General features: G+C 40.6%; 15 protein-coding genes and 1 pseudogene. 3 read left to right on the top strand and 13 right to left on the bottom strand.

The genetic code is table 11. The features are described from left to right. Nucleotides 1-840 (top strand): annotated as a pseudogene (locus H6G48_RS02485) (hypothetical protein); the annotation flags it as partial. A 176-nt stretch (nucleotides 841-1016) separates the two neighbouring features. Here the strand turns inward: H6G48_RS02485 and H6G48_RS02480 are convergent. The 13 genes from H6G48_RS02480 to H6G48_RS02420 form a co-directional block, all read right to left on the bottom strand. Further along, entirely contained in the window at nucleotides 1017-1511 is a 495-nt protein-coding gene (locus H6G48_RS02480) for a hypothetical protein (protein ID WP_190718727.1), read from the bottom strand. Between the two features lie 368 nt (nucleotides 1512-1879). Continuing rightward, a complete protein-coding gene (locus H6G48_RS02475) occupies nucleotides 1880-2680 on the bottom strand; it encodes a tetratricopeptide repeat protein (RefSeq protein ID WP_002761720.1) in 801 nt (266 codons plus the stop codon). Nucleotides 2681-2722: 42 nt separating this feature from the next. Further along, entirely contained in the window at nucleotides 2723-3256 is a 534-nt protein-coding gene (gene purE, locus H6G48_RS02470) for a 5-(carboxyamino)imidazole ribonucleotide mutase (protein ID WP_190718723.1), read from the bottom strand. An 82-nt stretch (nucleotides 3257-3338) separates the two neighbouring features. Then, nucleotides 3339-4040: a Uma2 family endonuclease gene (locus H6G48_RS02465; protein WP_190718720.1), complete on the bottom strand. Its 702-nt coding sequence runs from the start codon at nucleotides 4038-4040 to the stop codon at nucleotides 3339-3341. 115 nt (nucleotides 4041-4155) lie between these two features. Next, the gene (locus H6G48_RS02460; protein ID WP_190718717.1) at nucleotides 4156-7515 is read right to left on the bottom strand and encodes a helicase-related protein; all 3360 of its coding nucleotides are present in this window, start codon (nucleotides 7513-7515) and stop codon (nucleotides 4156-4158) included. A 52-nt stretch (nucleotides 7516-7567) separates the two neighbouring features. After that, on the bottom strand, nucleotides 7568-7795 hold the full coding sequence (locus H6G48_RS02455; RefSeq protein ID WP_002790332.1) for a DUF4926 domain-containing protein: 228 nt from the start codon (nucleotides 7793-7795) through the stop codon (nucleotides 7568-7570). 12 nt (nucleotides 7796-7807) lie between these two features. Further along, a complete protein-coding gene (locus H6G48_RS02450; RefSeq protein WP_002790331.1) occupies nucleotides 7808-8140 on the bottom strand; it encodes a DUF6883 domain-containing protein in 333 nt (110 codons plus the stop codon). Between the two features lie 44 nt (nucleotides 8141-8184). Then, nucleotides 8185-8400 carry a hypothetical protein gene (locus H6G48_RS02445; RefSeq protein ID WP_190718715.1) on the bottom strand — a complete coding sequence of 72 codons (216 nt, stop codon included), beginning with the start codon at nucleotides 8398-8400 and terminating at the stop codon, nucleotides 8185-8187. A gap of 6 nt (nucleotides 8401-8406) precedes the next feature. Beyond that, nucleotides 8407-8625 carry a YgiT-type zinc finger protein gene (locus tag H6G48_RS02440; RefSeq protein ID WP_052278163.1) on the bottom strand — a complete coding sequence of 73 codons (219 nt, stop codon included), beginning with the start codon at nucleotides 8623-8625 and terminating at the stop codon, nucleotides 8407-8409. Between the two features lies 1 nt (nucleotide 8626). Further along, the gene (locus H6G48_RS02435) at nucleotides 8627-8947 is read right to left on the bottom strand and encodes a DUF4258 domain-containing protein (protein WP_052278164.1); all 321 of its coding nucleotides are present in this window, start codon (nucleotides 8945-8947) and stop codon (nucleotides 8627-8629) included. Between the two features lie 228 nt (nucleotides 8948-9175). Then, a complete protein-coding gene (locus H6G48_RS02430) occupies nucleotides 9176-9364 on the bottom strand; it encodes a hypothetical protein (RefSeq protein ID WP_423202524.1) in 189 nt (62 codons plus the stop codon). 241 nt (nucleotides 9365-9605) lie between these two features. Beyond that, a complete protein-coding gene (locus H6G48_RS02425; protein WP_002734933.1) occupies nucleotides 9606-9932 on the bottom strand; it encodes a XisI protein in 327 nt (108 codons plus the stop codon). Next, nucleotides 9908-10336 (bottom strand): element excision factor XisH family protein, encoded by a 429-nt coding sequence (locus tag H6G48_RS02420; RefSeq protein ID WP_002776212.1) that lies wholly within the window; start codon nucleotides 10334-10336, stop codon nucleotides 9908-9910. The genes H6G48_RS02425 and H6G48_RS02420 overlap by 25 nt, the downstream gene beginning before the upstream one ends. 225 nt (nucleotides 10337-10561) lie before the next feature. Here H6G48_RS02420 and H6G48_RS02415 point away from each other — a divergent pair, with 225 nt between their 5' ends. Together H6G48_RS02415 and H6G48_RS02410 are read left to right on the top strand one after the other, a co-directional pair. After that, nucleotides 10562-10750: a type II toxin-antitoxin system HicA family toxin gene (locus H6G48_RS02415; protein WP_149978456.1), complete on the top strand. Its 189-nt coding sequence runs from the start codon at nucleotides 10562-10564 to the stop codon at nucleotides 10748-10750. Next, entirely contained in the window at nucleotides 10751-11056 is a 306-nt protein-coding gene (locus H6G48_RS02410; RefSeq protein ID WP_158201572.1) for a hypothetical protein, read from the top strand. Nucleotides 11057-11251 lie beyond the last annotated feature (195 nt).

Below are 11251 nucleotides of genomic sequence, written 5' to 3'. Positions count from 1 at the left end.
CCTGTTTGTGCTTTAAGTCGTTCCCTGTATGGATTTCAGCTACTTTTGAGCTTAGGTACTCTCATCGAATTTTATTTTAAGTTAATTATTTGCATAACAATTCCCGAAGAGCCAACTTTTACCGTTCCTGCTACCCTCATTAGTGGACGTGATTCCCGTGTTCATGCGGCTGCCGTGGTTGGAGCTTCTATTCTTGGGGGAATTCTTGGCTATTTGATTGTTTATTTAGCCAATAGTTATCGGCAAAAAAATCTTGCGGCTCTCCTCTTAGCGACTTATTTTTCTTTGTTGATTGGATTTGGAATTATCGTGCAACAGCAAAATAAACTAAGTTGGAAATATCAGCAAGCTTTTTGGGCTGATGTTATACAATTAGCCCCCGATCTGAACGATGGACAAGTTATTTTAGTCGATGCTCCTAGTCTACCTTGGGGAAGTCAGTTGTATCCTTTTGCTTGGTCTATGCCCAGTGTAGTCGGTCAACTTTATCAATTTCCTTGGCAATGGAAAAACGTTCCTAAACTATATAAACTCAATCCTGATTGGCAGCTAAAAATCGCTGCCAATGGAGAAATAGCTTTAAATAACGACAATGGATTATTGTTCTTTTATTATCCCTGGGAACCCGCTCGCCAAGTTAAAACTTCGGAAATTATTTTGTTACAGGAAAAAGATGGGAAACTTGTCCGCACAACTACTCCAATTGTTGCAGGAGCTAAGAAATTTTCCTTTAAACCCCTGACTAATTCAACTCTAGATTCTTTTGAGAAAGCATATTTGTACGATTATTTAATCTCTCCTAACAATAAAAAATCTGTCAATTATTTTCAACCTTTTTAAGGTTAGTCAATGTCGAGTAAAATTTATCCTTTCTGATTAAGTTTTTGCCGTCTTTAATCACTCTTTTATACCAATTCTCTCTAGGCAAATTACAGATTGAATCTAAGTCCCTCTTAAAAAGGAAAATTTAGAGGGAGCAAATTTTTGTAGTCAGACTTTGGAGCAGTTAAATAACCCTAGGATAATAATCTAGTGACGACAGAATTTTGCCAACGACGGGCCAAGGCCCGCAGATACATATTAACGGGAAACTGATAATATTCGATCATTAACCAGAGTAAACAAATACCATGGCAAATAAAGGTTAAAATCGACCAAAATAGAGGCACCCATGACAAAGGACTCCCCTCGACTGGAGGAAAAAGATAGGCTCCCGTAGCCACAATTGCTGTGGGAAAAATCACAAATCCTAAACCGATAATTAAGTAAAAACCTGCCATCTCCACTCCTTCTCTCGGTAAACCCTGCCAATACTTACCATTCCAATACCAAGTTAAGGGTAATTGACTATCGGCCATTTTTAAAACTTGTTGTTCTAAATTAGCGGTAAAAATGTGTTGACAAAAGTTACAAGCATAGGCTTCCATGAGGGGTAAAGCGGCAATTTTACCATGGCGACAGACGGGACAAGAATAGGTATCGTGATAGTTTAATTGGGTTGGCTCGGTCATGGTTAATGTGAGTGAGAGTAAAAAAGGCCATTGCAGATACAGCAGTTATCTTAGTGGTAAGGTACAAAGTTTTCTTTTTGGGGAACGGGGAACAGTAGCTGGTCGTCCAGAAATGATAGCAAATTAATTAGTTTACACTTCATCTCTTAGGGGTGATAGTGACAGTGGCGGTATCAAAGTTGCAAGTTTCTGTATTTAACCCCACCGGAGTTGGGTCGAGGAAGTTTGAGCATTTGTACTAAAATTTCCCCGACGCAGTTTAAATGCAGTACAACCCAGCACATCTCAATTGTATTTTAGTCGCGGATTTCAGGATAATTGGCCTCTCAGTCCCGCTACTGCGAGAAAAATTGCTATTTAGTCCTTCTTTACTTTAAGTTAAGAAACTTATCTAAGGCTAGAACCATATTTGGCGGCCAACGGCGCACGCTTTTTACCCAATCGAGGTCTTGATAGCGGGTATCCATGCCGACGGCGGCTACCCAATTGCTTTCCGCCTCTCCCTGTTGTCCTTGGGTCCATAAAACGGCGCTTAAGGCCGCTCTGACATCGGGAAACATGGGGTATTTGCGGGCAATATTCCGCATTTTTTGGACTGCTTCTGGATATCTGCCCAATTCGTACAGGGCCAGAGCCAGATTAGCTTGCGCCCAGGCAAAATTCGGGGCTAGTTGAGTGGCTTGGCGATAGTCTTTGACGGCGGCTTCCCAGTCCCCTAAACCGCCTTCGGCGTTGCCGCGATTGTTATAGGCAAAGGCATCATTGGGATCCAGTTCTAAAACTTTATTATAATCGGCGATCGCTTCTTGATATTTGCCTTCTCCCTCTAAAGCGGTGCCGCGATTGAGGTAGGGATCGGGGGCATCGGGGGCAATGGCGATCGCTTGGTTAAAATCAGCGATCGCATCCTCTAATTTATTGAGACTAACTCTGGCATTGCCGCGATTACTCCAGACGGCGGGGTTAGTGGGGAATTTGGCGACTAATTGGGTCCAATAGCTTTCGGCCTGGGCGTAATCCCCTTTTTCTGTGGCTTCTAGGGCTTTTTCGGCGATAACTTCCCCTTCTCTAATCTGTTCTTCGCTAATAGTCGGGCTATCGGCATAAGCCGCTATGGGTAGGGCAAAAAAGAGCAATAGACTCAATACACAAGCGGTGATCCAACGCATAATTACTTCATAATTTGTTACTTAATCTTTTCTCAATCTACCCTACTTAGGTGAACTCTGCTCTAGATAGTCTTGATAGCCTAGTCGTTGAAGATTGCTTTGTTTTTCGAGGACGGAATCGGTGAGGGATTGACGATAGGCGATAACTTGCTCTAAAAGATCAGTATTACTGGTGGCGAGAATTTGAACCGCTAAAAGTCCGGCATTTTTGGCATTACCGATCGCCACCGTGGCCACGGGAATGCCTGCGGGCATCTGTACAATTGAATAGAGAGAGTCTAACCCTTGTAAAGTGCGCGTGACTACGGGAACTCCAATCACGGGTAAGGGAGTTAGAGATGCTACCATCCCGGGTAAATGGGCAGCGCCGCCGGCTCCGGCGATAATCACTTTTATTCCCCTATTATGAGCGTTTTTGCCGTATTCAAACATTTTTTCTGGGGTACGATGGGCTGAGACGATGGCGACTTCGTGGCTAATCTGAAAGGCCGCTAAAACTGCGATCGCTTCTTTCATGGTGGGTAAGTCGGAATCACTGCCCATAATTACACCCACTAGGGGCGCTGCTGTCACCATAGCTACTAGAAAATAATTTTGCTTTTTAATCTTATAGCAGGGTTTGTTATTTTGTCTTCAAACCCTACCGATCAGATTTCCCCTAAATTGTATCGGGATCGATGCCTAATTCTCGCAATTTTGCCGCTAATTTTTCCTTAGCTTGTCGTTCCCTTTCTTTTTCTAAAAGAGCCTGTTCTTTTGCCTGTCGTTGCTCTAATTCGGCTTCTTGAGGAGTGGGGACTAATTGACCATCGGCGGTAAAATAACGCAGTTTACTGTCAAATATCCCTAAATATAATCCTAACTGTTCACTCCATAAATAACCTTGGTCATTGGGAGAAATGGCTTGATATTGTCCCCCAATTAGTCTAAATCCTTGCAATTCTAACGTATTAGGATCGAACCAAAAATAATTAGGAGTGCGAAAGGTATTCTGATAGAGAATTTTCTTGTTATTGCGGTCAATATTGGCCGTAGAATCGGAGAGAATCTCGACAATTACATCGGGATATTTACCCTGTTCTCCCCAAACTACCCAACTTTTGCGGGGACGTTTTTCGGTATCTAAAACCACAAAAAAATCAGGACCACAGAAATTGCGTTTTTTCAGTTGTTCCTCGTTGTAGTAGATGGTCAGATTTCCCGAAGCGTAGTAATCACTCCTCTCGCGCCATAATAATTCTAGACAACTAAGGAGAATGATGATCTGTTGCAGGTGTAGATCACTTTCCAATGGTGGTTCATCACTCCATAAATCTGTGGGGGGACAGGTAACTTCTGGGATAATGTCTAGGGCTGTCATGACTTTTCCCGGTATTTTAGGATTGATTAATTGTAGCTTTTTCTCACTACTTTAGAGATGGTGCTGGGGGATTTTTGCCCCTAACTTAATCCTATACCTTGACCGATCGCCGTTTCTAAACTAAAGCCTGACTGCAAATAATGATGGGAATTGGTTGCTCCTCACCTTGCAAGCGACGGCGATCTAACCAGTCCCGCATCTCATGTTGGCTATATAATTTCTTCAGTTCGCTAAACAAAGCTTCTCCTGTCAGGCTACGGCGCTTAATCAGGTTTAACTCGCGCTTGAGTACAGTGGTAATCGGTTGGCGAAAGGCCTGTTCTAATAGGTTAACCTGCTTGCGGATTTCTTCATCCTGCGTGGTTTTGAACAGTAGTCCCAATTCTCGCAGGACGTAGCGCTGTGCTTGAGTCAGAGAACGGCTGTACTCCCGTTCCGATTGGCGGTGTTGGACTTCTTGGGCAAATTTCACCTTGACTTGCATGACTGCTTGGTTGTAATTTTTGGGCAGCGGCAGTGCTGCTTCTTCTGGGTTGGTTTTGAGCATTCCTAAAATGCGGGCAGTATCTTTTGATCTGATCTCTCCCTGTTCATCGAGCCAATATAATTGCTGGTAGCCCTTCCAATCTTTGCGGTTCGGGTAAGAAGCTTCACAGAAGACAATTATGCCCTTATTGAGAGAAAAGCGAGCCGTTCGGATGCCATGAGGCAGGTTAGCTATCCGTTCGTATTCAGCCGGATTTTCTCGCTGGAGTTGTCTGAGAATTTCTTCGGCTTCATTGAGGTCGAGAAATTCTCCCTCATCTTCAAACAAACTTAATTGATGACTACCACTTTTTTCATAAATCGCATACATAGCCTCTTCGTTAAGCTGTTCCGTTGGGTCGAGAATTGCCGCATCCTCACCGATGGTTTCGTGAATTTCTTGAATGCGGTTTTTGAGTTTTTGTCGTAATCCTAGATTCCGCTCTAATCCCGTCTCTGGGAGAAAATTAAAGCCGTAAACCACATCATTCTCGCTGCCAATCCGATCAATCCGACCAAACCTTTGAATAAGTCGGACGGGATTCCAATGCAGGTCATAATTAATAATCAGGTTGCCATCTTGTAGGTTTAAACCTTCGGCTAAAACATCGGTAGCAATTAAAGTTTTGATTTCCGACTCTCCCTGTTGTAATTTATAGTATTTGTTGGCTTTGGGGGCAAATCTTCCCACTACCCGCGCCTTATTTTTATCGCCACTGTAGATGACTTCTAGATCGTCTCGATCGCCGTTAGGATTGAGGTTTTGATATAAGTAATAGGCGGTATCAGCATACTGAGTAAAGATGAGGCACTTGCTATCCTGCAGCGGAGGTTTATTCAACCAGCTTTTAAGGGTTTGTAATTTCGCATCTTTGTCTGGAGTAATTGGCTCAACTAAGTGCAAAATTTTCTCTAGCAATTGGATGTCATGCTCAAGATGTTTCTGTAATATTGTGGCATCAAAATCAGCTAGATCATACTTCCCAGATGCCTGACGCAAAGCATCGATAATGTCTTGTTCTTCCCCATTGTTTGGCTCATAGAGAATTGCTTGAGCTTCTTCTCCGGCGGGGATAATTCCTTGGCGTAAAGCTTCTCGAAAGCGTTGATGGACTTGCAGTAATTTCTTAACAGTTTGTTGGAAAGCATAAACGCTAGATTCAAAGCGTTTGAATAGCAGAACTCGCATCAGTCCTCTTAAATTTGCTCCCCCAGTTTGTAAACTGAGTAATGGTTCTTGTTTGCGCTTATTTTGTAATACATAATTTCCCCAACCATAACGAGCATAGCAAAGTTCATTTTTACGAGGGTTGGCTGGTTGTCGTTGGCGAGATTTCCCTAAATATTGGCGCAGTTCTTGGTAAAGTCCTTGATAGGTATCTTCAATACTATATTCAATGGTTTGTAGTTCTCTTTTGGGAAAAAACTGATGCTTACCACCCACAATAACGTAAGCGCGTTGATTTCCGTTTAAATAATCCTTGAAATTGTCTGCATCTACGGGTTTATGAGTCTTGGCATCAAAGCCGTACCAGCGTAAAATGTGGTTGCGAGTGCGCCGGATCAAGATGTTAGATAACAAGTCAGGTAACTGTTTTTCCCCTTTCTCTACTAATCGAAAATATTCTTTTAGATCGGGCGGATCTATGGGTAAATCTGTCTTATCATCTTGATGAAAAAGTTTAATCTGATGATAAATATCCCAAGCACTTTTATTACGAGGAGTTGCTGTCAGAAAACAGCATTGTCTCCCAGCTGCTAAAAAGGCTTCGACAATTTTATATTTTTGGGTTGCAACATTCCGCAGGTTATGACTTTCATCAATTAAGATAAAATCTCGATCTTTGTATTTAAAATCTTCTAATAAAACTCTGATGCCACTGGTTTCATCTTCCCGCAGGAATCCCATCGATAAAACGCGGGCGTTAAGTTGATAAATTTCGTTGTAGCGTTCCCACATTTCCACCAGTGGCGCTGGACAAATAATGAGGGGGCGGGATTTTTCTACTTGTTCAAAGCGTTTGACAATGGCAGCACCAATAAAGCTTTTTCCTAGTCCTACCACATCGGAAACGAAACAACCCCCATACTCGCGGATGAGTTTAACAGCTTGGTTAACTGCTACTTTTTGAAAGTCTGCTAGTTTCTCGGTAATTTCGTTATCTATCATCATTTCTCTGGCAGTTTCTTCTGTCAATCGATCGCGCACGAGCATATAGAGAGTTTTCATATAGATGTCGTAGGGACGTACTGGCATCATCGCCCAAGACTGTTGTAAAGACTGCATCAGTGTTTCATCAAATTCTGTTGCTTCCTGCCAAAGTTGGTTAAACCATTCTGTTAAACTGGCATGATTTTCATTACCGTGAACGATAACATTAAGTTCGGTATTGTGGGAAATTCCTGATAAAGTAAGGTTAGAAGAACCAACGATAGCAAGGCCTTTTTCTTGACGTTCCAAAGGTTGTCCCTGCTGGTTATAAATTGTCCCGTAGTCGAAGATATAGGCTTTAGCGTGGAGTCGCCCTTTAGTATAAACTCGCACCTGAAGGCGTTTTTCTTCAATCATAAGAACCAGATTTTTTACTAAGGTTTCTGCTTGATCTGTTTGGTCCATCAGTTCGACGCTGGAACGAATATTGTCGGCGGTTTCTGTTGCCATCTGCTTGCGTTCTGTCCGTTTGGGATATTCTTGTGCCTCTAGATGGTCTTTAATTAATTCTAAGCGGCGGTAGCCTTCTGCTAATTGTTCGATGGTTTCCCTGTTGCTGGTGTTGCCAATCAGGAGGCGCATTTGTTGGATAGTGGCGAGACGAGGTGCGATCGCAGTAAAGCCGGAGAGGAAAAAGTAACCGACGGCAAAATGAGCGGCTTCTGAAGAGTGGAGAATTTGGTTGATGTTATCGACTAATTTTTGCTGGCGATTGTCGATGATGTCGTGGGTAGGCATAGTTCGATATCCATAAGATAATTGTTATATGAATAATGTTTTTTAAGAAAATTTACCCTATATTTACAGCTAAATTTTTAGGTTCTAAGGGAGAATGATGTAATAACATTAGTTGATTTTCTTGTAAGGTTTCGATAGCATAAGCACGTCCTGATGTGTCGCTAAATTCCACTTCAAAAACTGTGGGTTCATAAACTTCTACAATTGTTCCGACTTGTCCGCAATATAATCCTAATTGGGGTAAGTCTTCTAATAAGGCAACTACATCTAAGAGTTTCATTTGATTATCTCCTTAAAGTACATAACAAGTCACTAAGCGGGGAAAGTTTTCGTCATTTCTGATGATCCAAACACTGTGAATAATGGCGGTTTTGTTTTGATGAGTCAGGGGAAAATCAATAACATACTTTTGTCCATATTGATTGATTTTGTCAGGAATAGCATCATAGGTTTTAACTGCTTCTAAGAGTGCATTTTTAAGAAATTGAACGTTATTAATATCTAAGTTTAAGACGGATTTAAAAACCCTGGCTTTATGCTGTCCATCTGAATGATTTAGATTCAGGGCATAACCGGTCAATTTGTTATCATCAATAATGGTATTTTTAGGATTGGGTAATTTCACATTATACCACCTACTCAATCATTGTCTCTGCTGCCTTGATTGAACTATGATCTATGGCGCTCTCGGTCAATTTCAGAAAATATATCATCGAGTTCTGGTTGATTTTTCCAGACTCCGATTGAGGTTTCAATTTGTTCCCATAATACTTTTTTAGGAATTAAATTATCAGGAATTGACCGAGAAATTTTTACGCCATTAGGAAGAGATAAATCCTCTAATAGCTCGATAGTATTGCCTTTGATAATTCCTTGTATTTTCATAGTAGTTTAGGATAAAGCTTGCTCAACTAAGACGGCAGTTTCACGATCTAGAATAGAGAGAGTTTCTTGAATTAAATTGACTTCACGAGCTTCAAAAAGGACTTCGCCACACTGTTCGCACACCCAAGCAGGGACAGCATCCCAAGAAAGATGGTATCCGTTGCGATCAATGGCAAAGGGAGCAGTTCCCCGTTTCATTTGTCCCTTGCAGCAGAGGCATTCCATTCTAACGTCTCCTTCTAAAATTAGATGACCACTTTGATGGATCGGGAAGGTAGGCAGTAATAATCGCCAAATATTCGTCTTTGGGAGCACAGACGACATGAATCGGTCTGCTATTTTCTCCAAATCCTAATATTAAACAACTTTGTCCCCTCACATCTTCAGGATAGCTTTCTATCAGTTCACCTGTCATGACAACAGTTTCGATCTCGGTTGTTGTCATCATGCGATCGCCTCGTGACATCTGCCCAATAGTATGGGGAAGAAACAGAAGTCTTTTGGCTGCTGCTTCTCGTACTTGTTCGAGTATCTTGTCAGAAGTCACTTCAACTGGTTAAGCTCTATATTTGCTGTGGTTTTGGGGCAATGGAGACTAAATCTAAGGAAATTTCATTTGTGAGGGGGTGGTTGCTTGTGTCATGGGTTAATTCTCTTGGGGGTTTTAATAATTATATCTCAATCAGGAATAATTAAATCAATTATTTCTCTCCGAGATTATTAAATCTGTCATTTTTTTGCTGGACTTTTAAGGTATTTTTTATTATAAGATAGATCACCTATTCCACTTTCCACACACCACACACCCGACTAAATCTTTAGCTGATTCATAAGCAGAAATCGGTTCTTCTTCTTCAGTAATTTCTGTCTTCTGTGCCTTAAATTGCAAGAATTCAATAAAATCTATTACTGATTGCTGTTGTTGTGGGGTGAGGGTTTGTAGTTTTTCTGAAGCATTAGTCACACCACCGATAACTGGATTCTCTCCTAGTTCCCAGATGGGAGCTTCTGAAAATGCTTCTGACTTTTAAATCTATTTGATTTTCAGCTTGCTCTAGGTTTAAAAGTTCATACTTTAATACTAAAGCAACAAATTCGTCAAAGCTGTTTGCTTTTCCTGATTGAATTATTTTTTTAGTTTCTTGAATTAATTCTATTGGTAATTCTAATGTTTTATAATTTGTTTTTCCATTTTATTTGTACTCCTAATTAATGGCATATTCTGTGAATTTTCGTTTAAATGGAGAGTGAAATCCGATGACAATATCTGTTTTAGGAATTCCTAGTTCAACTAACTTTTCAGCCACCGAAATTTCTGTGTTGTTCTGTTGAATATAAACTTTGTTGTTAATAATATCTAAATGTAAAAGACATCCATAAATCCAATGATTATTATGCCAACCAACTTGTACTAATAAATAATGTTTTCTCAGATCGTCAAAGATTATTTCTAGGGAAATTTCACTAGACTGCTGAATTTTAGCTTGTTCTTCAATTAGGGATTTAACTAATTCACTGTAGTTGATTGCCATTCTACGATCTCCTCTATTTCAGGGTTATAGACAATAATTTTGATTTGATAATGTTCTAGAATTCTTTGAACAAAACGGCTATGACAAAACACTTCATAAGTATCATTAGGGATGGCTAAGTATAGGGTTCTATCAGGTTCAATTTCTGAAAGAGCAAAACGGTAGTTAAGATATTGTCCACAGGCTAAATGTAGTTCTGTAACAATTGAATCTCTTAAGAAACTTTTGATTTCAATGGCAACTTTTTCTCGTTCTTTTTGTGCTGCAATAACTTTTTCTGCACCTAAGTCCACATAAAAGTTAACATCTTCAAACTCTAGGGTAAAAGGATCATGGGTAATCGTCCAACCTGCTTTTATGAGTGCATTTCGGACAGCATGGTGAAAGGTATCTTTAGCTGGCATATCCTGATTTTAGCAGGTTTTCCTAATTTTAGCATCTTGTAACAATCTTAAGGTTCACAGTCTAGGAAATCCTTCTTGTTATTTCTCCTCTTCTGTGATGATTTCAGATACCCGACTTCTTTAAGAAGTTGACTTCATTTTCCATTGTAGCTTAAAGCCGTCCTAAAAGGACGGGGTTTTAAACCCAAATTTTCGATAAGATAAGTGTAGGTTAAAATTAAGGGTATGAGGGTTCGTGAGGTTATCCGTCGCCTAATTGATGATGGTTGGTTGCAAGTTTCGCAAAAAGGAAGCCATCGTCAGTTTAAACACCCTGTCAAGCTGAGTAAAGTTACCGTTCCTTGTAAACTGTCAGATGATATACCTATCGGAACTTACAAAAACATTCTACGGCAAGCTGAATTGGAGGGTTGAATGACTGAATTGAATAGTATGGTTGTGGTTAAGGATAACGCTATTGAAATAGAGCGTCAAGAAGAGTTAAAAGACTTCCTCCAAGAACAAGAACAACAAGTTCTTGAGCAATTCAAACCGGGTACATTCGGATGTCATGAGTTACTTGACAGAACAGCGATGGTTAGTGATTCCTTGGAGCGTTTTATTGTTTCCCATCCAGCTTGTGTACAAAACCCTGAATGGTACGCCCTAGCAAGACAAGCTGCTGAGGCTCTACATATTCTCTATCAAAAAGTTGGTGCAGTGCATCTTAATGGAGACTAAGGTTTTGACTAGCAAGAGAGGTTAAGTAGGTAGGTGTTAAAAACTTTCAGATTCCCCCGCCTATCGGCACCCCCCTTATCAAGCTATCCATTAGTCAGATCTTTCTTAACAAAAAGAGAAGAAACTTAAAAAAAGGGGAAACGATTGATAGGTATAGTTTTGAAAGAAGGAATTAAGGTGGAGGTAAGCAAAAAA

The sequence above is a fragment of the Microcystis flos-aquae FACHB-1344 genome, from assembly GCF_014698375.1.
In the GTDB taxonomy this organism is placed as follows: domain Bacteria; phylum Cyanobacteriota; class Cyanobacteriia; order Cyanobacteriales; family Microcystaceae; genus Microcystis; species Microcystis aeruginosa.
Note: the sequence above shows the minus strand (reverse complement) of the source record. Positions and strands in the feature narration are given on the sequence as shown.

Coding starts and splice junctions, on each gene's coding strand:
- H6G48_RS02465 (WP_190718720.1), bottom strand. CDS start 4,040: ATGACAGCCCTAGACATTATCCCAGAAGTTACCTGTCCCCCCACAGAT.
- H6G48_RS02440 (WP_052278163.1), bottom strand. CDS start 8,625: ATGGAATGCCTCTGCTGCAAGGGACAAATGAAACGGGGAACTGCTCCC.
- H6G48_RS02445 (WP_190718715.1), bottom strand. CDS start 8,400: ATGAAAATACAAGGAATTATCAAAGGCAATACTATCGAGCTATTAGAG.
- H6G48_RS02475 (WP_002761720.1), bottom strand. CDS start 2,680: ATGCGTTGGATCACCGCTTGTGTATTGAGTCTATTGCTCTTTTTTGCC.
- purE (WP_190718723.1), bottom strand. CDS start 3,256: ATGGTGACAGCAGCGCCCCTAGTGGGTGTAATTATGGGCAGTGATTCC.
- H6G48_RS02415 (WP_149978456.1), top strand. CDS start 10,562: ATGAGGGTTCGTGAGGTTATCCGTCGCCTAATTGATGATGGTTGGTTG.
- H6G48_RS02460 (WP_190718717.1), bottom strand. CDS start 7,515: ATGCCTACCCACGACATCATCGACAATCGCCAGCAAAAATTAGTCGAT.
- H6G48_RS02480 (WP_190718727.1), bottom strand. CDS start 1,511: ATGACCGAGCCAACCCAATTAAACTATCACGATACCTATTCTTGTCCC.
- H6G48_RS02425 (WP_002734933.1), bottom strand. CDS start 9,932: ATGGCAATCAACTACAGTGAATTAGTTAAATCCCTAATTGAAGAACAA.
- H6G48_RS02455 (WP_002790332.1), bottom strand. CDS start 7,795: ATGAAACTCTTAGATGTAGTTGCCTTATTAGAAGACTTACCCCAATTA.
- H6G48_RS02420 (WP_002776212.1), bottom strand. CDS start 10,336: ATGCCAGCTAAAGATACCTTTCACCATGCTGTCCGAAATGCACTCATA.
- H6G48_RS02410 (WP_158201572.1), top strand. CDS start 10,751: ATGACTGAATTGAATAGTATGGTTGTGGTTAAGGATAACGCTATTGAA.